This window comes from Streptomyces xanthophaeus (genome assembly GCF_030440515.1).
Taxonomy (GTDB): Bacteria; Actinomycetota; Actinomycetes; order Streptomycetales; family Streptomycetaceae; genus Streptomyces; species Streptomyces kutzneri.
In genome coordinates this window covers 7,598,561-7,623,295 of the sequence record NZ_CP076543.1, presented here as the reverse complement: position 1 = coordinate 7,623,295, position 24,735 = coordinate 7,598,561, and the positions used below count along the sequence as shown (strand labels likewise).

Here is a 24,735-nt window from a genome sequence, read left to right as displayed (position 1 = left end):
GGGTAGGGGGCCGGGTCCGGGTGCGGGGTCAGGCTGCGCCGGTCGGCGTCAGCGGCCGATGACCTTGTCCGTGCAGTCCGGCTGCGGCTGTGGTCCCAACTGCTTCAGTTCGGCGAGGAGTTCGCTCTGTCCCGTCAGGAGCTCGGTCAGGATGCGGCGTGCCGCGCGCAGGAGGTCGGCCACGTCGCCGCCGGCGAGGGCGTAGCTGACGGTCGCCCCGTCACGGATGGAAACGACGATGCCGGACCGGCGCAGGACCGCCAACTGCTGGGACAGGTTCGATGCCTCGACGTCGATCGCGGCCAGGAGGTCGCGTACGGGTACGGGGCCGTTCTGCAGGAGTTCCAGGACGCGGATGCGGACGGGGTGTCCGAGCATGCGGAAGAACTCGGCCTTCGCCTGGTAGAGGGGGACCTGCATTCCCATGAGTGCTCCTGCTGTTGCTTCAAACCTTGCTTGGGGGCGCGGGGCTTCCAGTCGACCGACCACCCATACATTCGTACGGACGGGCCCACGCACGCCCGGGGATTACCTGTTTCAGATGTGCCGGATTGAAGAATTCTTCAACTCATGGGCATGCGTGGGCGCGAAAATGCAGGACTCAGAGCTCCAGCGCGGCCTCGATGCGCTTGAGCTGGTGACGGGCCATGGCCAGGTTGGACTGGGTCTTGTCCAGCACGACGTACAGGAACAGCCCGCCGTGCCCCCGGCCCTTGAGCAGCCGGATCAGGTGGTACTGGCCGCCGAGGGTGATCAGGACGTCCTCGATCTCGTCCTTGAGGCCGAGCATCTCCATCGTGCGGACCTTCGCCCGGATCACGTCCGTGTTGCCCGCGGCGGCGACCGTGAGGTCAAGATCCTTGCCACCGCCGAGGGTCCCCAGCGCCATACCGCTGGTGTAGTCCACCAACGCGGCTCCCATCGCACCCTCGATCGACGTCATCGTCTCCTTCAAAGAGACCTCAACGTTCGCCATCGGTATTCGCTCCCTTGCCTTCTGCGGACTCCGCCCGGTGCTCAGTGCCTGCGGACACCGGACTGCTTGTGATCCCGACGCTACCGAGCGTGCGTGGCGGCGTACGGGGAACGGGGGATTGCGTGGAATGTGTGCATCGCCCTCTGCTGTCCCACGCGTCCCGGCTCGCACGGCTGCACGGCTGCACGGCTGCACCCCGGGTACTCCCGTGGAAGTACCCGGGGTGCAGCCGGCCGTACGACGACCGGAGGGGGCTTTCCGAGGAGTCTCGGGGTGAGAAGAAACGTCCGTGCTTCCGAGGAGATGAATCGAGATGGACACCTTCACCACCCTCGCCTACGACGGGCCCGGCCCGTGGATCCTGTTCGTTCCGCTGATCTGGGCGGCGGTCGTCGTCGGTGTCGTCACCGTGCTGCGCCGTACCGTCCGGCACGGGCGCCGCGGGGCGGCGGCGTACGGTGAGCGGTCGCCGATCGCGATCCTGGGGCGGCGCTTCGCCGCCGGGGAGATCGACGAGGACGAGTACTGGCGCCGGCTGTCCGTCCTGGACGAGCAGTTCGGCCGGTCCCTCAAGGACGGTGCTGCGTGACCGGGCCGAAGCCCGCCGCAAGACGGTCCAGGGTCGTGCGCATCCCGGCGCGATTGACGGCGATGCGCCGGTCCGGGCCGGTGCCGGCGAACACCGAGCCGAGCAGCGTGGTCAGGCGGGAGCCCCGGCCGGTGCGCAGGTCCTGCCAGGTCTCCGTGACGCGCGTGCGCTCGCCCTCCGGTTCGAACCGGTAGCCCCAGCGCGCGATCGGCAGCCCGAAGATGCCGACGTCGAAGGTGAACTCACCGGTTCCGTCCGGCGCCTGCGCGGGCGCGCGCAGGGCTGTGATCCGGCCCACCGTGAACCAGACGAACGGCCCTCTCCGGTTGAGCCCGACGAAACGGCTGCCGGGTCGGGCCGGCGGCCGGGGCACCCAGACGCGGCGGCACTCCGGGCTCCAGCGGCCCATGTTCCGCAGGTCGGACACCACCCGGTGGACGTCCTCGGGGGCCGCGTCCACCACGATGCGCTCCTCCAGGCTCCACCGGCGCTCGCTCATGGTGTCCCTCCCTGTGATCGTCCCCGTTCGACGCCTGGAGTGTAGGCGGCGAGGAGGGCCTCGGCGACGGCGGTGCGGGCGTAGAGCACGGAGCGGCCGGCCCGGTGGGCACTGACCAGGCCCGCTGCGCGCAGCGCGGTCAGGTACTGGGAGACTCCGGCGGCCGAGAGCCCCGTACGGCGGGCCAGTTCGGTGGTGGAGGCCGGGGTTTCCAGTTCGCTCAGCAGCCGGGTGCGCGAGCGGCCCAGCACGGCGGCCAGGGCCTCGGTCCGGCCGGCGGGCCGGGGTTCCCACAGGGAGCCGGTGCCGCGCGCCGGATAGGCGAGTTGCGGCGGTTCCGGGGGCGTCACCCGGGTGAAGGGGACCGGTTCGATGAACACCGAGGGGATCAGCAGCAGCCCGGCACCCGCCGTTCCGCGGGACAGGGGCCGATGCCGGCGGGACAGCCGGAGCGCGTCGTCGCCCCAGCTCACCGAGGGGTGGAGGTCGTTGAAGAGACGGCCCGCGCCGTGCTCGGCGGCTTGGCGGGCCCGGTGGAAGACATCGGCGTCGAGTACCGCGCGGATCCGTGCCCAGTAGGGCGCCAGGGCCAGCTCCCAGTAGGTCCCGATCTCTTCCGCGACCCGGACCAGGCGGGCCCGCGGGTCGGCGTACAGGGTCCGCGTGCGCGGGCCGAGGCGTCCCTGTTCCTGTCGCAGGCGGTCGAGTTCCTGGCGGACCCGGGAGGCGGGTGCGGCCTGGATCCTGGCCAGTTCCTCGGTCAGGGAAGGAGCCGGACCGGTGGGCGCCGGGTTGAGGAAGTCGGGTACGTACCCCGAGGGCGGGATCAGTTCGGCCAGCCAGCCCCGGTCCAGGCCGGCGGCCGCCAGGCGAGGCCTCACCTGCTCGGTCCAGGGCCGGTGTACGGGGGACGTGGCCCCGGAGGCCAGCAGCCGGTAGCTGGGGCCGACCTCCCACATCGGTGAGACGGCGAACCGCATCTGCGCGAGATCGCTCACGGAGAACGCCAGTTCCGCCAGCACGGCCACTCCAGGGATTCAGTCATGCCTTAATCAATGGCCTGGCAGCCTACCGGGTGGCGATCATCCGGGCATGACCTCACAGACGATGACGGCGGACGCCGCGGGCACCTGGAACCTCGGCGACCTGAAGATCAACCGGATCGGCTTCGGCGCGATGCGCCTGACGCAGACCGGCGAGGCGTTCGCGGACGACGCCGTGCCCCGGGACCGCGGCCAGGCGATCGGCGTGCTGCGCCGGGCGGTCGAGCTCGGGGTGAACCACATCGACACGGCCGCGTTCTACTTCTCGCCGCTGCGCTCCGCCAACGAGCTGATCAACACGGCGCTGGCCCCCTACCCGGAGGACCTCGTGATCACCACCAAGGTCGGGCCGGGCCGGGACCCGTCCGGCGCCTGGCGCGAACACGCCACCCCGGCTCTGCTGCGCGGCCAGGTCGAGGAGAACCTGCGCCAGCTCGGCCGCGACCACCTCGACGTGGTGAACCTGCGCATCGTCGGGACCGATTCCATCGCCGAGCGCTTCGGCGCGCTGGCCGAGCTCCGCGACGCGGGCCTCATCCGCCACCTCGGCATCTCCAACGTCACCCCCGAGCACCTCGCCGAGGCCCGGGCCATCGCGCCGGTGGTCTGCGTGCAGAACATGTACGGGATCGGGGTGCGGCCCGACCACGACGGGTTCGTGCGCACCTGCGGTGAGCAGGGCATCGCGTTCGTCCCCTTCTACTCCATCGCGGGGACCGGCCGGCAGGCGGGCGCGAGCGGAGCCGAGCGCGAGGAGGTGCGTGCCGTCGCCCGGGCGCACGGCGCGAGCCCGGCGCAGGTACGGCTGGCGTGGACGCTCCGGCGGGGACCGCACGTACTGGCCATTCCCGGCACGGGCGACCCGGACCACCTGGACGCGAACGTGGCCGCCGGGTCCCTGCGCCTGTCGGAGGAGGATCTGGCCGTCCTGGAGGCGGCGCACCACAGCTGACGGTGCGTCGTGCGGGGGGCTTTGCGGGGGGGAGCCCCATGCATGTCGTCATCCTCGTCCGACCTTCTGTTGCAGGTGCTCGCGGGATGCCTTCCGCGGGCGCCGGGAAGCGGCGTTGTCGGTGGGCTCTGCCAGGGTGTGCGTCGTGGACGAACTGGTGGAGCGTGTCGACGATCAAGATCGTGTGCTGGGGGTGGTGGTCACTCGCCGGCAGGCCGTCCGGGAGGGTTGGCTGCACCGGGTCGCCGTGACGGTGTGCCGTGATGGGCGTGGACGGATCCTCGTCCACCGGCGGTCGGAGCACGTATCGCGCTTCCCTGGGCTCTTCGAGGTCGAGGTCGGTGGCGCCGCCGATGTCGGCGAGTCCTATGAACAGGCCGCCGCGAGGGAGTTGACCGAAGAGCTGGGTATTCGTGTGCTGCCGCGCCTGCTGTTCACGTTCCTCAACCGCAGCGGTTCGAGCCCTCACTGGCTCGGCGTGCACGAAGTCGTAGTGCCGGATGCGGATGCCGTGGTCCCCGATCCCGATGAGGTCGCCTGGCACAGCTGGCTGACCGAGCTGGAGCTGCGGTCGGCCCTGCTGGAGTGGTGCTTCACCCCGGACACTCACGAAGCCATCAGCCGGTATCTCACGTTCCGGACCACGCAATCCTGACCCTGCCAGCCCTTGCCTGCACTAAGTAAGCGGTCCGGAGACTCCCTGGTCAGGGTGCCGGGTTGACGACAACCGGCCCGCTCCGTCTTTCGGGGGGCGAAGGCGGTCGAGTGCGAGGCACAGGTCTGCCGACGCCGTGATGCTTCTTGCGGCGGGAGGTCGCTCCCCCGGCCGGGGGAGGCAGATCGTTCCGGCGGCCGACGTCACCCCGCCCGGGCCGGTGCGACGTTCGGAACATGACCGGTGTCGAACGGACGATGAAGGCGCTCCGGAGCGCCTGGTGGCAGCCATGGCCGCGCTGGGTGGCCCGGGCGACGCTGCTGTGGGGGGTGCTGTACGCCGGCTTCGGCCTGGCCTGCGCGCTGAGCGGGACCCCCTTGACCTACCACGGCGGTGGCTCAGGGACCCCCGGGCCGGGCTGGGCGGTCGTGGCGCTGGGTGCGCTGGGGACGTCGGCCGGCGCAGCAGTGGTGCGGTACGGGCTGCTGCCACCGTTGCGGGTGCTGCTCCAGGTGCTGTGCGGGCTGGCAGGGATCACCGCGTTCAGCCTGCTGATGGATGTGATCACCCTGATGCTCGGTCAGGGGGTGGACAGCTGGGCCTCCGCGGCGAACAAGGCTCTCGCGGCGGTCGGGGCGGTCCTGCTCGCGGCGACGGCCCGGTCCGACCGCCTGCCCGCCGGTACTGCCGTGCGAGCGCCGTCCGCCGCACCGCAGCGCGTCCGGCTCGCCGCCTGGGCAGGGACGCTGGCGTTCGTCCCGTACACGGCGATGAAGCTGGTCTGGGCGTCCGGTGGGACGTTCGCGGGGATCACCGGTGAGGAGATGCTCGCGGTCTCGGAGCGGAACGGCGCCTCGGGGATGTTCCTCACGCTGGAGTCCTGGGGTCTGGACCCCACCGCGCTGCTGGCCGCGCTCGGCGTTTTCCTGCTGTGGGGCCTGGTCCGCCCGTGGGGGCAGGTCTTCCCGCGCTGGACGCTGTTCCTGCGCGGCCGGCGGGTGCCGCGCTGGCTCCCGCTCACCCCGGCCCTGCTCGGTGCTGCCACGCTCGCCCCGTACGGCGTTCTGGGAGTCGGCTACCTGGTCCTGGCCACGGCCGGGGTGGTGACGATCCGGCGCGGCGACTTCCACTCCCCGGGCGACGCGCTGCTGGTCGGCTGGATCGGGATGGCCGCCTTCGCGGTGTACGGCATCGCCCTGACCGTCGCGGCGCGCTCGTACTGGCTCCGGACGCGTCCCGCCGGCCGGACGGATGCCGACGTGGAATGACCGTCCCCGGCCGGCCGGATCCATTCCGGCCGGCCACCGGCCCGCTGTGGGCGTCCGCGATGCCTACGGTGCCGCCCTACCACTCCTCGGCGGGTTCCTCCGGTACCTCGCCCGTCAGGTACTCGGCACCCGCCAGTAGCTTCTCGGTCACCCGTACGCCGGTGAGGCGCTCGGTCAGCGCGAGTACCGCTGCCTTCGTGTCGACGTCGGGGTCTTCGTCACCCGTCGGGTTGAGCCCGACCTCCCTCATCAGGGCGTTCAGCGCATCGGGGGTACTGCCGGTCCGGTCCGCCGGCCACTCGAAGGTGGTCCGCAGTTCCCCGTCCTCGTACCAGTGGAAGAAGTCCATGGGCTTCCCCCCGTTGCTCGAATGAGAGACGGCCCGCGTCCCGGCGGAGAGGGCTTCCATGAGGGCCGGCCGTGTTCCCAGGTCGCCGCCGAACTCCAGAACGAGGGTCCAGTCCCCTCCCTCGCCGGGCACCGTGAACGCTCCCGCGAGAAAGGACTCGGGCCAGTCCTCGTATCCGGACAGGATCTCCGTGTGCTCATGGATCAGTTCGTCGAACCCGTCACACGTCTCGCGTGACTCGGCTCCCGCCACTGCGAGCAGCTCCGCGGGCGACAGTCCCCGCACCAGCGTCAGTGTGTATCCGCCCTCCAGCCCGTACGCGAACAGGGAGGAGAAACGTATCCAGCCGTAGTCGGCCGCGGTTGCTGAGGTCATGCAGCGCATGCTGTCACCCCCCACCGACACCGGGGATCAACCCCCGGACCCCGGCGAAGCAGGTTCGTTCCCGGCGGCCAGGGCGACTCGGGCGGTCCATGACCAGGGCTCCTGGGGCGGATCCCAGCTCACCTCGACGTCGGTGTCATGGAAGTCGCGCGCGAGTTCCGTCACCATCACCGCCGCCGCGTCCCGCGCGTCCTGTGGGCCGGTGCCGACCGGCACGTCCAGGCGCCCGCAGACCATTCCGGGGTCCACGGTGAGGACGCTGATGCGCCAGCCCTCCGGCGTGGCCAGCAGGACGATCCCCTTCGGAATGCCGAAGGCGGCCCGCTCCTTCTTCTCCTTCTTGCGTCTCGCCATGCCGCTATCCAACATCGTCGTGTTCATGGCGATGGGTCCGGGTGGGACCGGGCCGGGACGCGGCCACTGCGCGCCACCTCGCGACGGGCAGGGCGGCACCGCAGGTCGGACACAGCTCCGGCCTGCGACGACCTTCAGGGGAGGTCGTCGGTCGGCGGGTCGGCCTCGTACACGTGGGGGGTGTCCCACTCCCAGTCCAGCAGCTCGGCGCCGCCGAGGACCACGTCGTCGGGGTCCGGCATGCCGGCCCGGCGCAGGAACTCGATGACGTCCTCGTCCGAGCGGGCGAGGCCCAGGGACTCCTCCCCGTTCGAGGTCCGCAGGGTCACCTGCCGGCCCCCCGACGGGAAGATCCGGTGCACGACGACGGGTGCATGGTGCATACCCCCAGCCTCGCCCCGCCGGCCCGGCCCGGCACCTCAGGGAGTGCGGCCGGACGCGGCGGCACGGCCGGCGCGCGTGGGGATGCGGAACGTGGAGGGGTCGGGGTAGGTGGCCTTCTCGGCCTGTACGACTTCCTCGATCGCGGTCTTGAAGGCGGGCTCGAAGAAGTCGACGGCCAGCAGCAGCCGCAGTCCCTCCAGGGTCGGATCGAGCAGCGGGCGGCCCATGCGGGCGCCGCCGCCCGAGATGCCGGGGAAGCCGGCCCGGGCGGTCTCCGGTCTCTCTCCCGCACGCGCTTCGAGGCCGGCGGCCGCGTAGCCGGCGATCAGCGCGAGTTCGGCGAGGTACTTGCGGGCCCCGAGGGCCATCTCCTCGGCGCCCTGCAGCGTCTGGACCGAGCCGCCCGCCACTTTGAAGTCGTCGCTGATCCTCTTGAGGCCGCGCGCCTCGTACACGGCGCGCGCCTCCTCGAAGAGCCGCCCCGCCTCGTCGACCGCCTTCATCGCCGTCACCAGCTGGTCGATGTCGATCTCGCGCTTCACATTGCCTCCTGGTCCGGAACTGTGCTGCACCGACCGTAGGAGGCAAAGCCACCGGTGCGGAACACCCGTGCGCGGACCGTTATCGGTGCACTCCGCGCCGTCCTGGGCCCCTCCCCCGGCACCCGCGTCAACTCGCCACGCGGTCTTGCGACTTGCCGCCGAGGTCCCAACAATGCACATGACAACCGGAGGATCTTCGGTCGCATTGTCATCAGAGGGGAACCCCCACATGAACAAGCCTCTCGCCGGCCTCTTACTCTCCCTGCTCCTGCTGGGAGCGGCGGTCACCCCCGCCGTGGCCGCGCCATCCGCACCCACCGCGCCCACCACCACGCCGCCCGCCGCCTCCGAAGCCACCGCCGTCGCGGTCAACTTCGCGGGAACCGTGGCCCTCAGCAACTGTTCCGGATCCGTCGTCCGCGCTCCCGGCTCCCAGCCGGACGACCTCGCACTGGTGCTGTCCAACGGGCACTGCCTGGAGTCGGGCTTCCCGGCGGCCGGCGAGGTCATCAAGGACCGCCCGTCCAGCCGCTCGTTCTCGCTGCTCAACTCGGCCGGATCGAAGGTCGGCACGCTCCGCGCGAGCAAGGTCGCGTACGCGACGATGACCGACACCGACATCTCGATCTACCAGCTGACCCGGACCTACGCCCAGATCCAGAGCCAGTACGGCATCACCGCGCTGACACTCGACGGCGCACGCCCGGCCCAGGGCTCGGCGATCAAGGTGGTCTCGGGCTACTGGAAGCGGATCTACAGCTGCAACGTGGACGGCTTCGCCTACCGCCTCAAGGAGGGCGCCTGGACCTGGAAGGACTCGGTCCGCTACACCTCCGCCTGCAACACCATCGGCGGCACCTCCGGGTCACCGGTGGTGGACACGGCGACCGGCAAGGTCGTCGCCGTCAACAACACGGGCAACGAGGACGGCGCACGCTGCACGGACAACAACCCGTGCGAGGTCGACCAGAACGGCAACGTGACGGTCCGCCAGGGCATCAACTACGCGCAGCAGACGTACATCGTCGTCCCCTGCATAGCGCCCGGAAACAAGATCGACCTGAACCGCCCCGGCTGCGTGCTCCCCAAGCCGTAATCCCGCGCGCGTCCCCGCCCGACCGGAAAAGCCCCACGGCCGGGCCCCGGGCGGGGATACTCGGAGGCGTGGAACTGCACATCGATCACCGCTGGCTGCTGGAGCGGCAGGAGGCGCTGTTCAAGGACGTGGCGGTGGCCGACCACTCCGCCCTGGTCGCCGCCGTGGCCCGGCACCGGGTGAACACGCCCAGCCTGGAAGTGGACGACCCCGACGCCTACTGGCGGGCGGCCGCCCTGCTCGATGCGATCGTGCTGCTCCGGCCGCTCCCCGACTCCAACGAGTACTTCGCCTACGGGGTCGCCGTCGCGTACATCGAGGCCTCCGGCAAGGCGGTGGACGCCACCTACGAGCAGTGGCGCGACCTCATCACCGACATCCGCATGCTGCGCGCCACCGTCTTCGACGTGGCCGCCCGGCTCCGCTCCTGGCAGCCGAGCTAGTTGTCTCTTTCAGATCTTGCGGGTCAGGCAAGACCTGAAAGAGACAGCCTGGAGGGGGTGGGCGCCGCGGTTCAGCGCCTGCGCTGGGCGGGGGTGCCGACGAGGAGCGCGTCGGAGACGAGGCGCGCGCCGCGGGCGAGCCGTCCCAGCTGCTCCAGCTCGACGGCGTACATCCTGATCGAGTTCTCGATGACCGACTCGGCGATTCCCATGGTGGGCAGCTCGGCGCGGCTGGTCTGCAGGGCCGCCCGCACCGCACGCATCTCGTGCTGCAGCTGGAGCTGGACGTGCCGGGCCAGGAGCGCGTGGTGACGGGTGAGCGTCAGGTAGCCGCCGTAGCGGGCCGGGAGCAGATCCCGCAGCCAGCGCGTGGCCGTGCGCTCCCAGTCGTGCGTACCGGGTGCCTTGACCTGCATGGGCCAGTCAGGGCTGAGGGTAAACGTGGCCGTCTGAGGCATTCTCGTCACTTCCGAGTGGTGTCGAACTCTGATCGAGACGTTCTGGTGGGCGGCCTCGGCCCAGGGGTTGACCGAGGCCGCCATGGGCGCTCTGCGGGGATCCAAAGCCTGGACCCGACACGCGGTCGCGACCTGAGGAGGTTCGTCGTACCGCGAGTACGTTCGGGAGGACATGGGGGTCCTCCTTGGCATCTGGTGGATCCGGAGCGCCGTCGTCAGTAAACATATATACCGTCGAGTAAGCAAGGGTATGAAAAATTTCATGCACCTCGAGGGCTGAATATCGCCTGGTGAACCCTGCCGGAACGGGCTACAGGAAGAAGCCGTGCTGGTCGGCCACGTGCTCGTAGCTCTCCAGACGGGCCTGGGTCCGCTCCGGGTCCGCGTCGGCCATCGCCTGCAACAGGGCCGCGGACAGCATTCCGGGCGCCGCGTACGAGTCGAAAACCAGCCGGGATCCGGTCCCCGCCGTCAGGGCCACGTCCGCCTCGTCCACCAGCGGCCCCAGGGTGGGGTCCGTGATCAGGACCACACGCAGCCCCGTACTGCGGGCGGCGCGGATGGCGGCCAGGGTCTCCTTGGCGTGCCGCGGCATGGCGAAGGCGAGCACCCAGGTCCCGCCGGCCGCCCTGGACTGCAGCAGCGCGTCGTAGGCGACGCTGCCGCCGCGGGTCACCAGGCGGACGTCGGGGTGGATGCGCCGGGCCGCGTACGCGAAGTACTCCGCGAGCGAGACGGAGATGCGCAGGCCGAGGATGGTCAGCGGCACCGAGGCGGCCAGCTCCCGGCCGATGTCCAGCACCTGGTCGGTGTCGGCGAGCAGCCTGCGCACGTTCTCCAGGTTCTCGATCTCGGCGTCGACGGCTTCCTGCAGCTCGTTGCGGCGGATCTGCGCGCGGGTGTCAGGGGCGCCGGCGACGGCGCTGAGCGCGATCGGCTGCAGCACGTCACGCAGGGCGGGGTAGCCGCTGAAGCCGAGGGAGGCGGCGAAACGGGTCACGGAGGGCTGGCTCACGCCCACCCGCTCGGCCAGTTCGGTGATCGAGAGGAACGCGGCCTCGGTGAGGTGGTCGATCAGGTACTGGGCGATGCGGCGCTGCCCCGGTGACAGGCGGCGTCCGTCGAAGAGCGCGAGGAGCCGGTCGGCCGGAGGACGGACCTCTTCGGACGACTGACCCCCTGGTGTGATCGCAGCCGCTTGTGCGCGTGCCTGCTGCCCCGATGACACTCGAGGGCCTCCCTAACTCATGTCACTCGCGCTCCAACATAGCTCACCCCCTGTGGCCGATGATGATCAGTCCTGGGCGCGCGAGGTCACGGGGGCGTCGGTGCGGTCGCCCAGGAACTCGTACCAGCGGCGCTGCAGGCACAGGTAGCGGGTGTCGGCCTCGACGAGGTCGAGGAAGGAGCCGATCGTACTGGTGAGGCGCTCGCCGAGGCCCGGGTCGGTGAGGGTGCCGTCCTCGGCGAACGCCTGGTGCGCGCCCGCCAGGCTGAACATGTCCGGGTAGACGCGCGCGCCGAGGTGTTCCAGCGGTACGCGCAGGGCCCAGAGCCCCCGGTTGCCGCCGACCATCGAGGGCGAGGCCGACACCAGCAGGGTCTGCTTGTCCTTGAAGGGCTGCGGGCGGTAGCGCGAGACCCAGTCGATGGCGTTCTTGAGCACGCCCGGTACGGAGGCGTTGTACTCGGGGGAGGCGATGATCAGCGCCTGCGCGGCCTCGATCCGCGCGCACAGGGCCAGGGCTCCTTCGGGCAGTCCCTCGTCGGCCTCCGCGTCGCCGTCGTACGGGGGCATCGGGAAGTCGCCGAGCGTGGCGGCCCCTGCGGTGGCGCCGGCCCGGGACACCAGGGCGGCGACCAGGGAGCCGAGGCGGGTGTTGACCGATCCGGTGCGGGAGGAACCGGACAGGACGAGCACGTGCAGGGAGCTACGGGCGGGCTTGCCGTCGTGCGGACGGCCCGGATCCGCCGGGAAGTGGTCGGTGTCGGTCGGGTTCATGCCGGCTCCTCCTGCTCTCTTGCGATCGGCCGCACGCGGCGGGACCCGCACACTTCGGTGTGCGGGTCCCGTCCGGGCCGCGGTTCACTTGGCGCCGGGGTTCTCCCAGCGGTAGAACTCGTGGGCCATGGCGTCCTTCGGACTGCGCCAGGTGTCCGGGTTGTGCGGGCTGATGTAGGCGGTCAGCCGCTCGCTGAGGTCGCGGAACTCCGGGTGCTCGGTGACCTTCGCGATGGCCGGGCCGGGCGGCCGGTCCGACTCGATCAGGTGCAGGTAGACGTCGCCGAACTGGAACAGGCTGCGGCGCGTGACCCCTACCAGGTGCGGGAGTTCACCCGCGTCCGAGCCGGCGAAGAGGTCGGCGATGTCCGGTGCCGATCCCGGCGCCATCCGGGCGACGATGAGAGCGCGGTGCGTCTGGTTCATCCGGGTGCTTGCCTTTCGTCTCAGACTCGGCTGACGGCGGGGGCACGGCCCTCGCGCTGGCGCTTCTCGATCTTGTCCCGGATGAGCGCCATCTGGATCGGGGAGTTGCGGTTGATGTTGTCCGTCATCCACGCGTCGTCGACGGGGGCGTCCGGCTTCATCGCGAAGTCCTGGGTCCACTTCATCCGGGTGCCACCGGGCACCTTGAAGTACTGCCAGTGGATGTCCATGTGCGCGAACGGCCCGGTCTCCACGCGCCGGGCACGGACCGTGAGGCCCTTGCGGTCGACGGTCCGCTCCGAGACCCAGCTCCACACCTTGCCGTTCTCGTCGGGGTGCATGGTCAGGCGGAATCGGGTGGTGTCGCCCTTCTCCTCGATGATTTCGAGGGAGGCGTACTCGCTGAACAGCTGCGGCCAGCTGGGGAGATCGTTGGTCATCTCCCATACGACGTCCACGGGCGCGTTGACGGTGATCTCGTTCTCGGTGTGTCCTGCCATGTCAGGCTCCGGTCATCAGACTGTGGTTGACGAGGTCGAGGAATTCCCCGGGGGTCTTGCAGCGGTCGGCGTGGGTGGGCAGCGCCCGCCCCCGCCGGTTCTCCAGTTCGCCGACGATCCCGAGCAGGCCCAGCGAATCGAGGCCGTACTCGTCGAACGCGGAGTGCGGGCGGCTCGCCAGCTCAGCGGGATCGACGGTGATGCCGGCCTTCTTCATGAGGGCCGCCAGTTCCTCCGGGGTCAGCCGGTCGGACATCTTGGTTCTCCCTTCTTCCTACGAGCCCTTGCGGACGACGAGCGCGGAGTTCGACCCCATCCGGCCGCGGCTGAGCACCAGCGCGGTGCGCAGCTCCGCCGCGCGGGCGCTGCCGGTCACCACGTCGAGGTCGTGGCACACGTCGTAGACGTTCGGGGTCGGCGGGACGATGCCGTGCTCCAGGGCCAGGGCCGCGGCCGCGGTGTCGAGGGCGGGCGCCGCGCAGTACGCCCTGCCGGTACCGGACTTGGGTGCCGTGACCGGCACCTTGCGCCCGTACGCGCCGAGGGCGTCGGCGATGGCGGCCGCCTCGGCCGCGTCGGCCTCCGGGGTCCCGATGGCGTCGGCGAAGACCACGTCGATCTCCTCGGGCGCGCAGCCGGCCTCCCGCAGGGCGCCGCGGATGGCGTGGGCCAGCCCCTCGCCCGCCGTGTCCCGTCGCCGGGTGCCGGTGAAGGTCGCGGCGTGGCCGGCCAGGACCGCCCGTACGGTGGCGCCGCGGCGGCGGGCCTCGTCCTCGTCCTCGACGACGAACATCGCGCCGCCCTCGGCGGGGACGAACCCGCAGGCCTTGTCGGTGAAGGGCCGGTAGGCGCGCTCGGGGTCCTCCCCCGTGCTCAGCCCCTCGTACTCCAGCTGGCAGACGATGGAGTACGGCGCCAGCGGTGCCTCCGTCGCCCCGACCAGCATGGCCCGGCTGCCCTGGCGGATCCCGCGGACCGCGTGTGCGAAGGCGTCCAGTCCGCCCGCCTCGTCACTGGCCACGACCCCGCAAGGGCCCTTCAGCCCGCGCCGGATGGAGATCTGGCCGGTGCTCGCCGCGTAGAACCAGGCGATCGACTGGTACGGGCCCACGAAGCGCGGCCCCTGCTCCCAGAGGTGCTGGAGCTCGCGCTGGCCGAACTCGCCGCCGCCGGATCCGGCGGCGGTGACGACGCCCACGGAGAAGGGGTCGCCCTCGTAGTCGGCCCGGCCGAGCCGGGCGTCCTCCAGGGCGAGGTCGGCCGCGGCGAGGGCGTGGTGGGTGAAGCGGTCGGTCTGGACGAGGAAGCGGTCCTCGACCATGGCGCCGGGGTCGAAGCCCCGGACCTCGCCCGCGACGCGCAGCGGGAGGTGCTCGCAGCCCGCCCTGGTGACCCGGTCCAGGACGCTGAGTCCGGACTGGGTCGCCTTCCAGAAGGCGTCGGCGCCCACGCCGTTGGGCGCGACGACTCCGATGCCCGTGATGACCGTACGGCTGGTCACGAGACCTCCTCCTTCGGCCGGGTCATGACCACGGCGGACTGGAATCCGCCGAAGCCGCTGCCCACCGAGAGCACGCTGCGCAGCTTCCGGCCGCGGGCGACGCGGGGTACGTAGTCCAGGTCGCACTCGGGGTCGGGCGTCTCGTAGTTCGCCGTCGGCGGTACCACCTGGTGGGTCATGGCGAGTACGCAGGCCGCGAGTTCGATGGCGCCGATCGCACCGAGGGAGTGCCCCACCATGGATTTGATGGAGGTCATCGGCGTCTTGTAGGCGTGGTCGCCCAGGACCCGCTTGACCGCCGCGGTCTCGTGGCGGTCGTTCTGCTTGGTGCCGGAGCCGTGCGCGTTGACGTAGTCGATCTCGTCGGCGGCGACGCCGGCCTCGGCGAGGGCGGTTTCGATGGCCCGGGCCATCTCCAGGCCCTCGGCGGTCAGCCCGGTCATGTGGTGGGCGTTGCCGAAGGTGGCGTAGCCGCCGATCTCGCAGTAGACGGTCGCACCGCGGGCGCGGGCGTGTTCCAGCTCTTCGAGTACGAGGACGGCTCCGCCTTCGCCGAGGACGAACCCGTCCCGGTCGGCGTCGAACGGCCGGGAGGCGTGGGCCGGGTCGTCGTTGTTCGGCGACGTCGCCTTGATGGCGTCGAAGCAGGCCACGGTGATCGGCGATATGGGTGAGTCGGAGGCGCCCGCGATGCAGACGTCCATCCGGCCCTCCGCGATGGAGTGGACGGCGTACCCGATGGCGTCGAGTCCCGAGGTGCAGCCGGTGGAGACCGTCTGGACCGGGCCCCGCGCACCCGTCTGCTCCGCGACGGCGGAGGCGAGGGTGGCGGGGGTGAACGCCCGGTGCAGGAAGGGGCCGGCCCGCTTGTGGTCCACGTCCCACCAGGATCCGGACTGGCTGACGGCCACGTAGTCGTGCTCCAGCCGGGTGGTGCCGCCGACGGCGGTGCCCAGGGAGACTCCGGTCCGCCAGGCCTCGTCCGTGGTGAGGTCGAGGCCCGCGTCCTTCACCGCCTCCCGGGCGGCCACCAGGGCGAACTGGATGTAGCGGTCGGCCCGGTCCGCCTCGCCGGGTTCGAGGCCGTGCTCGGCGGGGTCGAAGTCGACCTCGGCGGCTATCCGGGAGCGGAACCCGGCCGGGTCGAAGAGGCTGATCCCGCGGGTCGCCGTACGGCCGTTGGAGAGCAGGTCCCAGAAGTCGCGGACGCCGATCCCGCCGGGCGCGACGACACCGACTCCGGTGACGGCCACCCGCCGGCGGGTCACGAGACCGCTCCCGTACGGTCCGGGGGCTGCTCCCACGCGGTGCCCTCCGGGTGCGGGGCCTGCTCGGTGTCCACGTGGCCGAGCTCGGGGCGCGGGGCCAGCGGGCCGAGGTGGAAGACCATGCGGGCCTCGGTGTCCCCCACGTTCCGGAAGCGGTGGCGCGTGTTGAGCGGAACCAGGAGTCCCTGGTCGGTGCGCAGCGGGTGGGCCTCCCCGTCGAGGTCGACCTCCAGCCGGCCGCTGACCACGTACACGAACTCCTCGGAGTACGGGTGGTAGTGCTCCGCGATCGACTCCCCGGGGGCCATGATCGCCAGGCCCATGAAGCCGCTGGTGGAACCCACCGAGGTCGGGGTGAGCACCGCCCTCAGGTCTCCGCCGCGCCGGCGGTTGGGGGGCGTCTCGCTGAGGTCCACGATGCGTGGGCGCTGTTGGGTCATGGCGGGTTCCTCCTGCGTGTGGGGAGAGCCTGGTGCGGATGGGTCGGGATCGGGGGTGGAACGGGGGGTGGGCCAGGGGGCCGGGGAGGATCAGGAATCCGCGGGTGCCCGGCGGTCCGTGATCAGGTTCATGGTGTGGCCGGCGGTGCGGACCCGCCTGCCGGCCCGGGCCGTCAGCCGGTCGAGCACCGCCGCCTTGCGCGGTCCCGAGACGCCGAACGTGGTGTCGGGCTCGGCGTCGAGCGGGCCGCGGACGTCGATGAGCCGAACGACGATGTCGTCACGCTGGAAGATGCTGCTGCTCCGAACGGGGCTGGCCGGGTGGTGTGCGGCCGCCTCGTCCTGCCGGGCCAGGAACCTGGCGAGCGCGGCGCCGCAGCCCGGCTTGGCCGGGTAGAAGAGCGCGTGCCGCTTGACCTCGGCGGACTCGGGCTCGGGTGCGGCGATGTGGTGGACCGCCGGGAGCGCCGCCCGCATGAAGAACATGCGCGCGGACTCCGGGTCGTTCAGGTTCCGGTCCTGTTCGAGGTAGGGGTTGATGGCCTCCTCGACGGCGCGCACCTCGGGCTGCTCGGAGACGTGCCGCAGGGCCGCCATCAGGTCGCCCTGTACCTCCACCGTCCGTACGACCCGGTTGCCGTGCATGAACAGGGATGTGCGGCACAGGCGGGTGTGGTCGTCGACCCGGGCCGCCGGGGAGGCGTAGCTGGAGAGGATGGACGCGACGGCCTTCTCGCTCCCCGGCTTGACGGTGAAGGTGAGGGCGTGGCGCACGATGCCGGCGCCCAGCCGGGGGGTCTTCTGCAGGCGCGCCGTGGCCGGGCGGGACTCCTGGCCGTAGCCGCGGCCGGTCTCCCGCAGGACGGTGAACTTGAGCGGGCGCATGGCACGGGCGCACGCGCCGAGCGGCTTCACCTGTTCGGCGTGGTGCTCGCTGTTGACCCATGCGAGGTACTGCGGGGCGCTTTCCCACTCGCTGGTGATGAGCCATTGGGAGGGATTCTCGAAGGACTGGCACAGCTGGTCGCTGATGTGGCCCGGAACCGACGCGATGTCGTGGCGGAGCTGTTCGTACGCCTCGAAGAACTGCTGCTGGGTCCCCTCGTGGAGATCCATCAGCAGGACGACCCGGAGCATGGAGCCGTCGAAGGCTGACTGCGACACCCGTTCGGACAGGGTGGTTGTCATCTACTCACTCCTTCATGAGGGGGTGGAGATCCATCGCGTACGGACCCCTCGTCCGTCACCGGTGGCGTCCGCCCGGGCCGGCGGCCGCCTCTGGTGGGGAACGGCAGGCCGGCGCGTCTCAGGGGGAGCCGCTGTCGCTCATCGTCATCCGGGTGGGGACGTACCGCTACATGTCCGGATCAAGCGGGTGACAACCGGCGAATCAACTGGGCCTCATCCCGGATCGGGGGCATAAAGAGTCCACTCCCCCACACAGAAAACAGGAGCCCGCAGCTGATGGAAGACAACGCCGATGTTCGCGTACCGGTTCTCGTCGTGGGCGGCTCCCTCGTGGGCCTGTCCACCTCGCTTTTCCTGAGCCGCCACGGAGTGAGGCACCTGCTGGTCGAGAAGCACTCCGGCACCTCCGCACACCCGCGGGGCCGTGGCATCAATGCCCGGACGATGGAGCTGTTCCGCACGGCAGGGGCGGAGCGCGCGATCCGCCGGGCGGCGTCCGTACTGGAGGGAAATCAGGGCATTCTGCAGGCCCGGTCGCTGACCGACGGCGACCACAACTGGCTGGTCAAGTCGATCGATCCGGCCGGCGCGCTGGCCCGGTTCAGCCCGACGGGCTGGTGTCTGTGCAGCCAGAACAATGTCGAGCCGGTGCTGGCCGAACAGAGCCGCGAGATGGGCGCGGACGTGCGGTTCTCCACCGAGCTGATGAGCTTCGACCAGGACGCCACAGGGGTGAACGCCGTGGTGAAGGACCGGGAGACGGGCGAGCACATCACCGTGCGCGCCGATTTCCTGATCGCCGCGGACGGACCGCGCAGTCCCGTCAGGGAACAGCTGCGGATCCCCCAGACGGGTAACGGCGAGCTGTTCCACAACGTGAGCGTCACGTTCCGCTCGGAGAAGCTCGTCGAGGTGCTGGGCGACCTGCGCTTCATCGTCTGCTACCTGATCCGCCCGGGTGCGGACGGGGCGCTGCTGCCGGTGGACAACAAGACCCAGTGGGTCTTCCACGCCCCGTGGCACCCGGAGCAGGGCGAGACCCTGGAGGACTTCACCGACGAGCGGTGCGTGGATCAGATCCGCGACGCGATCGGTGTTCCCGACCTGGACGTGCAGATCGGCGGCAAGGCCCCGTGGCACGCGGCCGAACGGGTGGCACAGCGGTATTCGTCCGGTCGGGTGTTCCTGGCCGGGGACGCGGCCCACGAGATGTCTCCCACGGGGGCGTTCGGCTCCAACACGGGCATCCAGGACGCGCACAACCTGGCGTGGAAGATCGCCGCGGTACTGGACGGCTCGGCCGGCATCGGGCTGCTCGACACCTACGAGGACGAGCGGCTGCCGGTTGCCAGGGCCACCAGCGAGCGCGCGTCGGCCCGTTCGGCGGAACACAGCCACCCGGGGTACGCGCCGCCGCCCACCATGGGCGGCGGGCCGGGCAGCGGGGTCCTCACCACCGCCATGGGCTACTGCTACCCGAAGGGCGCGCTCGTCGGCGGCGAGCCCGGACGGCCCGTCATCCCGGAGACCCTGCGGCTGGTCGGCGACACCGGGACCCGGGCCCCGCACATGTGGGTGACCCGTTCGGGTGAGCGGATCTCCACCCTGGACCTCTACGAGCGCTCCTTCGTGCTGCTCAGCGGTGCGGGGACGCCGTGGCAGGCGGCCGCGAAGCAGGTCGCCGGGCAGCTGTCGATGCGGCTGGACGCCTACACGATCGGCTCCGGGCCGGGTGCGGACCTGGTCCAGGAGGGGCGCTCCGACTGGACCGAGGTGCACGCGATGAGCGCCGAGGGCGCCGTGCTCGTACGGCCGGACGGGTTCGTGGCCTGGCGCTCGGAGGGAGCCGTGGCCGATGCCCCGGCGACGCTGCGCGAGGTCCTCTCGACGGTGCTGCGCCGGGCGTGACCACCTCGTCCCCGCTTCCGCCGGCCGTGCGTGCGGCCGGCGGAAGCGGTTCAGCGGCAGGCCCAGCAACCTGCCCAGCAGCCGGCGGCCCGTACGGCAGTACGCCGGCGGCCGGGCCCGGCACCTCCGGCCGTGTCGCCGCCGCCGGAGGTCCGTTGGGCGTAACACGCGACGACGACCGCGATCGCGGCCAGTTCCTCGGGGGCGGCGACGCCCCTCTCCACACGCAGCAGGCTCGCTATCGGGACATCCTTCGACATCGGCACGGCCTCTCTCACGGGGGCTGCGCGTGCGCCCGGTCGCTTCGCGAGGGGCGGACCGGCTCGGCTCCGGCGCGGGCGGCACGCGGGTGGCTCGGCGCGCCGGCGGGACGTGTTCCGCGTGAGCGAACCGGCCTGCGGACTCCGGTGGGATCACCTGGAATCCTGTCGCGACCGACGCTACAAGAGCGTGCCGTGCGCGGCACTCCGGACCGGCCGTGGTGACCGGCCACCGGCCGCTGCTGTGCCGGGGCTGCGCCGGGAACCTGTACGCCGTCTGCACCATGGACCACGCGGGCGGGAACACGGTCGGGCAGTGGGAGGTCGACCACGAGATGCCCGTGCCGTGCCCGCTGTCGGGCCTGCTGCCGCTGACCGGCACGGCGGCCTCCGTCCATGACCTGCCCGGCGCCGAGGAGGTGCTCGGTCCGCCGGTGTGACGTACGGCGGGTTGGTCCGTACGGGTGAGCGCCCTGCCGCCGCCGGCCGCCGACCGGCGGCGGTACGGGACCCCGGCCGGCGGTCGTCGTATCCGTCGGCCGGGGCACCCGTGCGTTCATTCGTTGAACTCGCCCTGCTCCCAAATGCTGTGCCGGTTCAATCTCTTGACGGCCCGTGAGGGTGCGGAGGACAGTGTCCAGCGGCGCGGCTTGAGAGCGCTCTCAAGCCGCCCGACCCGCTGACCTTTCCCCCCGCACCGCGCCTCTCGGCGCGCTTCAGAGAGGGCACCCATGCACGAGATATCCGGCAGGAAGCGGCCGACGGTCCGGCGGGCCGTCTTAGCCGCGCTCGGCACGATCGCCGTGGTCGCGACGGCCGCCGCGGGTGTGGTCCTGCCCGCGAACGCCGCGGCTCCCCCCACACCGGCGGGCTGGTCCCGGGTGTTCCTCGACGACTTCGACGGACCCGCGGGGTCCGGGGTGAACACCGCCGACTGGCAGTACACCACCGGCACCTCCTACCCCGGCGGACCCGCCCGTTTCGGTACCGGCGAGATCGAGACGATGACCGCAGACCCCTCCAACGTCTCCCTCGACGGCACCGGCAACCTGCGCATCACCCCGCGCCGGGACGCCGCGGGCAACTGGACGTCCGGCCGTGTCGAGACTCGTCGGGCCGACTTCCAGCCCCCGGCCGGCGGCAAGCTCCGGTCGGAGGCCCGGATCCAGATGCCGAACGTGACGGGCCCGGCCGCCAAGGGCTACTGGCCGGCCTTCTGGATGCTCGGCGCCCCCTACCGGGGCAACTGGTGGAACTGGCCCGGCATCGGCGAGATCGACATCCTGGAGAACGTCCAGGGCCTCAACAACGTCTGGGCGACCCTGCATTGCGGCACGAGTCCGGGCGGCCCCTGCAACGAGACCTCCGGGATCGGCGGCCAGCGCGTCTGCCCCGGCGCCAGCTGCCAGGCGGGCTTCCACACGTACGCCGTCGAATGGGACCGCTCCACCGCGGTCGAGGAAATGCGCTTCTACGTCGACGAGTTCAACTTCCATACGGTGCGGGCCGATCAGGTCGACGCGAAGACCTGGACCGACGCCACGAACCACGGCTACTTCATCATCCTGAACGTCGCCATGGGCGGCGGCTTCCCGGACGCCTTCGGCGGCGGCCCCGACGCGGGCACCCAGCCGGGACACGCGATGGTCGTCGACTACGTGTCCGTCCTCCGGTCGGACGGCGGCACCACACCGCCCACCACCCCTCCGACGACGCCGCCCGGTCACCGCGACGCGTACACGGCGATCCAGGCCGAGTCCTACGACGGCCAGTCGGGCACGGCAGAGGAGAGCACCACCGACAGCGGCGGCGGCCGGAACCTCGCGGCGATCGGCAACGGCGACTGGGCACTGTTCCGCGGCGTCGACTTCGGCCCCACCGCGGCCAGGCAGTTCTACGGGCGCGTGGCCAGCGGCGCGGCCGGCGGGGTCAGCGGGCTGGTCGAGGTGCGGCTCGACAACCCGGCTTCGGCTCCGGTCGGCAGCTTCTCGGTCGCGTCCACCGGCGGCTGGCAGAGCTGGCGCACGGTGCCGGCGAACATCACGGCGGTCACGGGCACCCACGACGTCTACCTGACCTTCACCAGCGGCCAGCCCGCCGACTTCGTGAACGTCAACTGGTTCGACTTCGGCCATTGATACGCGACGGCGCCGTCCCCGCGGGACTCCGCGCGGACGGCGCCGGGCGCGGCGCGGTGGACGGCCGGGGCCTCGCGGGACAGGCTGGTGCCTGACCACAGCCGCAGGCCGCACCAGGAGGACAGCCATGCCCGACGAGGAACCCCGCGAGGAACCCCGCGCCGAGCTGGACCCGCGGTACAGCGACGAACGGGCGAGGGCCGTGCCCTGGCGGGAGGCCGTCACCCGGCTGGCCGCGGCCGAGCTGTACTGGCTGACGACCGTGCGCCCCGACGCGCGGCCGCACGTCACGCCGCTGATCGGTGTCTGGGCGGACGGCGCGCTGCACTTCTGCACCGGGCCCGAGGAGCGCAAGGCCAAGAACCTCCGCGGCAACGCGCACGTCGTCCTCACCACCGGCACCAACACCCTCCACGAGGGATTCGACCTGGTCGTGGAGGGTGTGGCGGCCCGGGTCACGGATCCCGGCCGGCTGCGCCGGCTCGCCGCCGCCTGGGAGGCGAAGTACGGCGCCGAGTGGCATTTCGAGGTGAGGGACGGCGTGTTCGTCAATCCCGACGCGGGCGAGGCCCTGGTCTTCTCGGTCCGCCCGGGCACCGCCTTCGGTTTCGGCAAGGGCGGCTACAGCCAGACGCGCTGGCTCTTCTCCTGACCCGCGGCCGCCGCGGACGGCCCGTCCCGCGAGAACCCCGACGTCGGCGGGGTTAGGCTCGGAGCAGGTCGCGAAGGGGATGGTGCGCATGTGTCGCTGGCTCGCCTACTCGGGTTCGCCCATGCTCCTCGACACCGTGCTCTACCGCCCTGAGCACTCGCTGATCAACCAGAGCCTCCGGGCCAAGATGGGCGCCGAACCGACCAATGGCGACGGTTTCGGCATCGGCTGGTACAGCGCGGACGGCGACGGCACCCCGGCGGTCTTCCGGGACGTCGGCCCGGCGTGGAGCAGCCGCAACTTGCAGGAGCTCGCCGCGCACGTCCGCTCACCGCTGTTCTTCGCGCACGTCCGGGCCTCGACGGGGTCGGCCGTCCAGCAGTCCAACTGTCACCCGTTCCGCCACGGACGCTGGCTGTGGATGCACAACGGCGCTATCGCGGACTTCCACCGGCTGCAGCGCGATCTGTGCATGGCCGTCGACCCGGCGCTCTTCCCGTCCATCGAGGGATCCACCGATTCCGAGGTGATGTTCTACCTGGCGGTCACGTTCGGTCTCGACCAGGACGCCCCGGGTGCGGTGGCCAGGATGGCGGGGTTCGTGGAGCGCCTCGGCAAGGAGCACGGCGTGGCGGAACCGCTCCAGATGACGGTGGCGGTGAGCGACGGCGTGCACGTCTGGGCCTTCCGCTACTCCAGCCAGGGAAAGTCCCGCTCGCTGTTCTACAGCTCCCGGGCCGAGACCGTCCGGCATCTGCACCCGGAGGTGCCGTACCTGAGGGAGGTCTCGGACGAGACCCGCCTCGTGGTGTCCGAGCCGCTCGGGGACCTGCACGGCGTGTGGAACGAGCTCCCCGAGAGCAGTTATGCGGTGATCCCTTCCGGTCCCCACGCGGACTACCTCCCCTTCGTCCCCGAGTTCTGACCGCCGCCCGGCCTCCGGGTCATGCGTCCAGGGGGCGCCAGGCAGGGCCGTCCCCGTCCTGCCGGACGTGTCCGAAGACCACGTCGGCGAAGTGGACGCCGAAGCCGATGGTGCCGGGCTCCGCCAGCTCGGCGACGAGGCGGTGGCGGTGGCCGGCGGTGAGGGCGCCGTCGTGGTCGAAGCCCGAGGACCACTCGGGGTGGTCGATCTGGAGGGGCGAGTGCACGGCGTCCCCGAAGGCGATCAGCCGGCGCCCGCCGCCGGTGATGACGTACTCGGCGTGACCGACCGTGTGGCCGGGGGTGATCCGCACGCGCACGCCCGGGAAGACATCCTGACCGTCGGTGACCGTGCGTACGCGCGGTGCCAGGGCCGCGACCTGCTCGGCCATGCCCTGGGCTTCCAGGAGGTCCCGCCGCTCCCATTCGGGCTCGGATATCAGGTACTCGGCGTGGGCGAACACCGGCCGGTCTCCGCCGGGCGCGGGGTGGCAGGCCCAGCCGAGGTGGTCGGCGTGGAGGTGGGTGAAGGCCACCGCCTCGACGTCCTGGGGGCTGCGGCCGAGTGCGGCCAGGCTGCGCACGAGCGCGCCGCCCTGGATCGTGGCGAGCGGGCCCTCCGGGGCCTCGTAGGCCTGCGGGCCGAAGCCCGCGTCGATCAGCAGGGCGCGGCCGCCGTGCTCCACGAGCAGGCCGCCGACGCTCCCCACCAGGTGGCCCTCGGGGTCCAGGTATTCCGGATGCGCGGCCCACACCTCGTCGGTGCTGTCCTCGAGCAGCCGCAGCGGCCGGAGCCGTACGTCACCGTCCGGCACGTACGACACCTTGGTGTCGCCCAGCCATATCGAGCGGATTCCCGCCGGACGGCGCAGTCGTACGTCCTGAGCCACCGTCACGTCAGCCATGGGGTCTCTCCTGTGAGTTGCCATCAGGCCGCCGCGGTCCGCCGCGGCGACGACGTCACCATAAGCATCAAGTTCGAATCATTCAAGTTGTAAATATGTCGGCTTCACGGACTTGCTAGGGTGGTGGTATGACGACGCCCCCGGAGCAGCAGGCCATCGCCGAGCGACAGCTGTGCGGCCTGGTGAACGGACTGGCCCAGCGGATCGCCGAGCACGTACGCCGGCGCGCCGCCGCCCTGGGCCTCACCGCGTCACAGGCGGCGGCGCTGCGGGAGATGAGCGGGCCGATGACCATGCGCGAGCTCGCCGAACGCATGAGCTGCGAACCCTCCAACACCACCTTCGTCGTCGACAAACTCGAGAAGCAGAGCCTGATCGGGCGCCATCCGCACCCCACCGACCGCCGCGCGAAGCAGCTCGTCCTCACCGCCGAGGGCACCGCACTGCGCGAACGTCTCCTCGCGCTCCTCGCTGTGGACTCCCCGCTGTCCGGCCTCGCCCCGGAGGAACAGCGCGTCCTGCGGGGCCTGCTGGAGCGGGCTGCCACCCGGCCGTAACCCGCCTACGGGGCAGCGACCGGAGGCGATCACCGGTTACCCTGCTGCCCGTCGAGGCCACCGTCCGTGGACAC

At 71.3% G+C, this 24,735-nt stretch carries 32 protein-coding genes; 12 read left to right on the top strand and 20 right to left on the bottom strand.

From position 1 onward, the window contains the following. Window positions 1-48: 48 nt before the first annotated feature. A complete protein-coding gene (locus KO717_RS34115) occupies window positions 49-420 on the bottom strand; it encodes an ArsR/SmtB family transcription factor (RefSeq protein WP_301374930.1) in 372 nt (123 codons plus the stop codon). Window positions 421-601: 181 nt separating this feature from the next. After that, on the bottom strand, window positions 602-976 hold the full coding sequence (locus tag KO717_RS34110; RefSeq protein WP_150255496.1) for a hypothetical protein: 375 nt from the start codon (window positions 974-976) through the stop codon (window positions 602-604). A 313-nt stretch (window positions 977-1,289) separates the two neighbouring features. On the opposite strand from KO717_RS34110, the gene KO717_RS34105 reads away from it, so the two are divergent. Continuing rightward, the gene (locus KO717_RS34105; RefSeq protein WP_301373363.1) at window positions 1,290-1,565 is read left to right on the top strand and encodes an SHOCT domain-containing protein; all 276 of its coding nucleotides are present in this window, start codon (window positions 1,290-1,292) and stop codon (window positions 1,563-1,565) included. Here KO717_RS34105 and KO717_RS34100 read toward each other — a convergent pair. Both KO717_RS34100 and KO717_RS34095 read right to left on the bottom strand, forming a co-directional pair. Continuing rightward, window positions 1,546-2,064 carry an SRPBCC family protein gene (locus tag KO717_RS34100; RefSeq protein ID WP_301373360.1) on the bottom strand — a complete coding sequence of 173 codons (519 nt, stop codon included), beginning with the start codon at window positions 2,062-2,064 and terminating at the stop codon, window positions 1,546-1,548. The two genes, KO717_RS34105 and KO717_RS34100, sit on opposite strands and share 20 nt — an antisense overlap. Beyond that, entirely contained in the window at window positions 2,061-3,086 is a 1,026-nt protein-coding gene (locus tag KO717_RS34095) for an ArsR/SmtB family transcription factor (protein WP_301373358.1), read from the bottom strand. Before KO717_RS34095 ends, KO717_RS34100 begins: the two co-directional genes overlap by 4 nt. 70 nt (window positions 3,087-3,156) lie before the next feature. On the opposite strand from KO717_RS34095, the gene KO717_RS34090 reads away from it, so the two are divergent. From KO717_RS34090 to KO717_RS34080, 3 genes are all read left to right on the top strand, one after another. After that, window positions 3,157-4,059: an oxidoreductase gene (locus KO717_RS34090; RefSeq protein ID WP_301373356.1), complete on the top strand. Its 903-nt coding sequence runs from the start codon at window positions 3,157-3,159 to the stop codon at window positions 4,057-4,059. 145 nt (window positions 4,060-4,204) lie between these two features. Further along, window positions 4,205-4,714 carry an NUDIX domain-containing protein gene (locus KO717_RS34085; RefSeq protein ID WP_301373354.1) on the top strand — a complete coding sequence of 170 codons (510 nt, stop codon included), beginning with the start codon at window positions 4,205-4,207 and terminating at the stop codon, window positions 4,712-4,714. Between the two features lie 236 nt (window positions 4,715-4,950). Next, window positions 4,951-5,982, top strand: a complete 1,032-nt coding sequence (locus tag KO717_RS34080; RefSeq protein WP_301373352.1) for a hypothetical protein — start codon at window positions 4,951-4,953, stop codon at window positions 5,980-5,982. A 76-nt stretch (window positions 5,983-6,058) separates the two neighbouring features. Here KO717_RS34080 and KO717_RS34075 read toward each other — a convergent pair whose 3' ends face one another. The 4 genes from KO717_RS34075 to KO717_RS34060 form a co-directional block, all read right to left on the bottom strand. After that, complete coding sequence (locus KO717_RS34075) at window positions 6,059-6,706, bottom strand: DUF6461 domain-containing protein (RefSeq protein ID WP_301373350.1); 648 nt, start codon at window positions 6,704-6,706, stop codon at window positions 6,059-6,061. Between the two features lie 36 nt (window positions 6,707-6,742). Further along, entirely contained in the window at window positions 6,743-7,069 is a 327-nt protein-coding gene (locus tag KO717_RS34070; protein ID WP_301373348.1) for a hypothetical protein, read from the bottom strand. 134 nt (window positions 7,070-7,203) lie between these two features. Beyond that, window positions 7,204-7,452, bottom strand: coding sequence for a hypothetical protein (locus KO717_RS34065; RefSeq protein WP_301373347.1), 249 nt, complete (start codon window positions 7,450-7,452; stop codon window positions 7,204-7,206). 36 nt (window positions 7,453-7,488) lie between these two features. Then, window positions 7,489-7,995: a hypothetical protein gene (locus KO717_RS34060; protein WP_301373345.1), complete on the bottom strand. Its 507-nt coding sequence runs from the start codon at window positions 7,993-7,995 to the stop codon at window positions 7,489-7,491. Window positions 7,996-8,224: 229 nt separating this feature from the next. On the opposite strand from KO717_RS34060, the gene KO717_RS34055 reads away from it, so the two are divergent. Both KO717_RS34055 and KO717_RS34050 read left to right on the top strand, forming a co-directional pair. Continuing rightward, window positions 8,225-9,091, top strand: coding sequence for a S1 family peptidase (locus KO717_RS34055; protein WP_301373343.1), 867 nt, complete (start codon window positions 8,225-8,227; stop codon window positions 9,089-9,091). Window positions 9,092-9,159: 68 nt separating this feature from the next. Continuing rightward, on the top strand, window positions 9,160-9,534 hold the full coding sequence (locus KO717_RS34050) for a toxin Doc (protein WP_301373341.1): 375 nt from the start codon (window positions 9,160-9,162) through the stop codon (window positions 9,532-9,534). A gap of 71 nt (window positions 9,535-9,605) precedes the next feature. Here KO717_RS34050 and KO717_RS34045 read toward each other — a convergent pair whose 3' ends face one another. From KO717_RS34045 to KO717_RS34000, 10 genes are all read right to left on the bottom strand, one after another. After that, window positions 9,606-9,992, bottom strand: coding sequence for a hypothetical protein (locus KO717_RS34045; RefSeq protein ID WP_030725700.1), 387 nt, complete (start codon window positions 9,990-9,992; stop codon window positions 9,606-9,608). A 310-nt stretch (window positions 9,993-10,302) separates the two neighbouring features. After that, a complete protein-coding gene (locus KO717_RS34040) occupies window positions 10,303-11,220 on the bottom strand; it encodes a MurR/RpiR family transcriptional regulator (protein WP_301373338.1) in 918 nt (305 codons plus the stop codon). Between the two features lie 66 nt (window positions 11,221-11,286). Next, window positions 11,287-11,919 (bottom strand): NADPH-dependent FMN reductase, encoded by a 633-nt coding sequence (locus tag KO717_RS34035; RefSeq protein ID WP_301374928.1) that lies wholly within the window; start codon window positions 11,917-11,919, stop codon window positions 11,287-11,289. Window positions 11,920-12,078: 159 nt separating this feature from the next. Continuing rightward, window positions 12,079-12,420: a TcmI family type II polyketide cyclase gene (locus KO717_RS34030; protein WP_301373336.1), complete on the bottom strand. Its 342-nt coding sequence runs from the start codon at window positions 12,418-12,420 to the stop codon at window positions 12,079-12,081. Window positions 12,421-12,440: 20 nt separating this feature from the next. Beyond that, complete coding sequence (locus KO717_RS34025) at window positions 12,441-12,920, bottom strand: SRPBCC family protein (RefSeq protein ID WP_301373335.1); 480 nt, start codon at window positions 12,918-12,920, stop codon at window positions 12,441-12,443. Window position 12,921: 1 nt separating this feature from the next. After that, on the bottom strand, window positions 12,922-13,176 hold the full coding sequence (locus tag KO717_RS34020; RefSeq protein WP_301373333.1) for an acyl carrier protein: 255 nt from the start codon (window positions 13,174-13,176) through the stop codon (window positions 12,922-12,924). Between the two features lie 18 nt (window positions 13,177-13,194). After that, on the bottom strand, window positions 13,195-14,421 hold the full coding sequence (locus KO717_RS34015) for a beta-ketoacyl synthase N-terminal-like domain-containing protein (RefSeq protein ID WP_301373331.1): 1,227 nt from the start codon (window positions 14,419-14,421) through the stop codon (window positions 13,195-13,197). Then, complete coding sequence (locus KO717_RS34010; protein WP_301373330.1) at window positions 14,418-15,689, bottom strand: beta-ketoacyl-[acyl-carrier-protein] synthase family protein; 1,272 nt, start codon at window positions 15,687-15,689, stop codon at window positions 14,418-14,420. The genes KO717_RS34015 and KO717_RS34010 overlap by 4 nt, the downstream gene beginning before the upstream one ends. Then, window positions 15,686-16,129, bottom strand: a complete 444-nt coding sequence (locus tag KO717_RS34005; RefSeq protein ID WP_053629578.1) for a cupin domain-containing protein — start codon at window positions 16,127-16,129, stop codon at window positions 15,686-15,688. The genes KO717_RS34010 and KO717_RS34005 overlap by 4 nt, the downstream gene beginning before the upstream one ends. 90 nt (window positions 16,130-16,219) lie before the next feature. Then, entirely contained in the window at window positions 16,220-17,317 is a 1,098-nt protein-coding gene (locus KO717_RS34000) for a SchA/CurD-like domain-containing protein (protein ID WP_301373323.1), read from the bottom strand. A gap of 276 nt (window positions 17,318-17,593) precedes the next feature. Between KO717_RS34000 and KO717_RS33995 the strand changes: the two genes are divergently transcribed. Beyond that, window positions 17,594-19,225, top strand: coding sequence for an FAD-dependent oxidoreductase (locus tag KO717_RS33995; RefSeq protein WP_301373322.1), 1,632 nt, complete (start codon window positions 17,594-17,596; stop codon window positions 19,223-19,225). Window positions 19,226-19,275: 50 nt separating this feature from the next. Here the strand turns inward: KO717_RS33995 and KO717_RS33990 are convergent, their stop codons facing one another. Beyond that, window positions 19,276-19,485 (bottom strand): acyl-CoA carboxylase epsilon subunit, encoded by a 210-nt coding sequence (locus KO717_RS33990; protein WP_301373321.1) that lies wholly within the window; start codon window positions 19,483-19,485, stop codon window positions 19,276-19,278. Window positions 19,486-19,703: 218 nt separating this feature from the next. Between KO717_RS33990 and KO717_RS33985 the strand changes: the two genes are divergently transcribed. From KO717_RS33985 to KO717_RS33970, 4 genes are all read left to right on the top strand, one after another. Next, entirely contained in the window at window positions 19,704-19,925 is a 222-nt protein-coding gene (locus KO717_RS33985) for a hypothetical protein (RefSeq protein WP_033225804.1), read from the top strand. 291 nt (window positions 19,926-20,216) lie between these two features. Next, a complete protein-coding gene (locus KO717_RS33980) occupies window positions 20,217-21,623 on the top strand; it encodes a glycoside hydrolase family 16 protein (protein ID WP_301373320.1) in 1,407 nt (468 codons plus the stop codon). 127 nt (window positions 21,624-21,750) lie between these two features. Further along, complete coding sequence (locus KO717_RS33975; RefSeq protein ID WP_301373318.1) at window positions 21,751-22,275, top strand: pyridoxamine 5'-phosphate oxidase family protein; 525 nt, start codon at window positions 21,751-21,753, stop codon at window positions 22,273-22,275. A gap of 88 nt (window positions 22,276-22,363) precedes the next feature. Further along, entirely contained in the window at window positions 22,364-23,200 is an 837-nt protein-coding gene (locus KO717_RS33970) for a class II glutamine amidotransferase (RefSeq protein WP_301373316.1), read from the top strand. A 19-nt stretch (window positions 23,201-23,219) separates the two neighbouring features. On the opposite strand, the gene KO717_RS33965 is transcribed toward KO717_RS33970, so the two are convergent. Continuing rightward, complete coding sequence (locus KO717_RS33965) at window positions 23,220-24,104, bottom strand: MBL fold metallo-hydrolase (protein ID WP_301373315.1); 885 nt, start codon at window positions 24,102-24,104, stop codon at window positions 23,220-23,222. A 128-nt stretch (window positions 24,105-24,232) separates the two neighbouring features. On the opposite strand from KO717_RS33965, the gene KO717_RS33960 reads away from it, so the two are divergent. Then, window positions 24,233-24,661, top strand: coding sequence for a MarR family winged helix-turn-helix transcriptional regulator (locus KO717_RS33960; RefSeq protein WP_301373313.1), 429 nt, complete (start codon window positions 24,233-24,235; stop codon window positions 24,659-24,661). Window positions 24,662-24,735: the final 74 nt, after the last annotated feature.

What these genes read in the sequence shown, in the direction of transcription:
- KO717_RS34115 (WP_301374930.1), bottom strand. Translation starts at nt 420, where the DNA reads ATGCAGGTCCCCCTCTACCAGGCGAAGGCCGAGTTCTTCCGCATGCTC.
- KO717_RS34110 (WP_150255496.1), bottom strand. Translation starts at nt 976, where the DNA reads ATGGCGAACGTTGAGGTCTCTTTGAAGGAGACGATGACGTCGATCGAG.
- KO717_RS34105 (WP_301373363.1), top strand. Translation starts at nt 1,290, where the DNA reads ATGGACACCTTCACCACCCTCGCCTACGACGGGCCCGGCCCGTGGATC.
- KO717_RS34100 (WP_301373360.1), bottom strand. Translation starts at nt 2,064, where the DNA reads ATGAGCGAGCGCCGGTGGAGCCTGGAGGAGCGCATCGTGGTGGACGCG.
- KO717_RS34090 (WP_301373356.1), top strand. Translation starts at nt 3,157, where the DNA reads ATGACCTCACAGACGATGACGGCGGACGCCGCGGGCACCTGGAACCTC.
- KO717_RS34080 (WP_301373352.1), top strand. Translation starts at nt 4,951, where the DNA reads ATGACCGGTGTCGAACGGACGATGAAGGCGCTCCGGAGCGCCTGGTGG.
- KO717_RS34075 (WP_301373350.1), bottom strand. Translation starts at nt 6,706, where the DNA reads ATGACCTCAGCAACCGCGGCCGACTACGGCTGGATACGTTTCTCCTCC.
- KO717_RS34070 (WP_301373348.1), bottom strand. Translation starts at nt 7,069, where the DNA reads ATGGCGAGACGCAAGAAGGAGAAGAAGGAGCGGGCCGCCTTCGGCATT.
- KO717_RS34065 (WP_301373347.1), bottom strand. Translation starts at nt 7,452, where the DNA reads ATGCACCATGCACCCGTCGTCGTGCACCGGATCTTCCCGTCGGGGGGC.
- KO717_RS34055 (WP_301373343.1), top strand. Translation starts at nt 8,225, where the DNA reads ATGAACAAGCCTCTCGCCGGCCTCTTACTCTCCCTGCTCCTGCTGGGA.
- KO717_RS34045 (WP_030725700.1), bottom strand. Translation starts at nt 9,992, where the DNA reads ATGCCTCAGACGGCCACGTTTACCCTCAGCCCTGACTGGCCCATGCAG.
- KO717_RS34030 (WP_301373336.1), bottom strand. Translation starts at nt 12,420, where the DNA reads ATGAACCAGACGCACCGCGCTCTCATCGTCGCCCGGATGGCGCCGGGA.
- KO717_RS34025 (WP_301373335.1), bottom strand. Translation starts at nt 12,920, where the DNA reads ATGGCAGGACACACCGAGAACGAGATCACCGTCAACGCGCCCGTGGAC.
- KO717_RS34020 (WP_301373333.1), bottom strand. Translation starts at nt 13,176, where the DNA reads ATGTCCGACCGGCTGACCCCGGAGGAACTGGCGGCCCTCATGAAGAAG.
- KO717_RS34005 (WP_053629578.1), bottom strand. Translation starts at nt 16,129, where the DNA reads ATGACCCAACAGCGCCCACGCATCGTGGACCTCAGCGAGACGCCCCCC.
- KO717_RS34000 (WP_301373323.1), bottom strand. Translation starts at nt 17,317, where the DNA reads ATGACAACCACCCTGTCCGAACGGGTGTCGCAGTCAGCCTTCGACGGC.
- KO717_RS33995 (WP_301373322.1), top strand. Translation starts at nt 17,594, where the DNA reads ATGGAAGACAACGCCGATGTTCGCGTACCGGTTCTCGTCGTGGGCGGC.
- KO717_RS33990 (WP_301373321.1), bottom strand. Translation starts at nt 19,485, where the DNA reads ATGTCGAAGGATGTCCCGATAGCGAGCCTGCTGCGTGTGGAGAGGGGC.
- KO717_RS33980 (WP_301373320.1), top strand. Translation starts at nt 20,217, where the DNA reads ATGCACGAGATATCCGGCAGGAAGCGGCCGACGGTCCGGCGGGCCGTC.
- KO717_RS33975 (WP_301373318.1), top strand. Translation starts at nt 21,751, where the DNA reads ATGCCCGACGAGGAACCCCGCGAGGAACCCCGCGCCGAGCTGGACCCG.
- KO717_RS33970 (WP_301373316.1), top strand. Translation starts at nt 22,364, where the DNA reads ATGTGTCGCTGGCTCGCCTACTCGGGTTCGCCCATGCTCCTCGACACC.
- KO717_RS33965 (WP_301373315.1), bottom strand. Translation starts at nt 24,104, where the DNA reads ATGGCTGACGTGACGGTGGCTCAGGACGTACGACTGCGCCGTCCGGCG.
- KO717_RS33960 (WP_301373313.1), top strand. Translation starts at nt 24,233, where the DNA reads ATGACGACGCCCCCGGAGCAGCAGGCCATCGCCGAGCGACAGCTGTGC.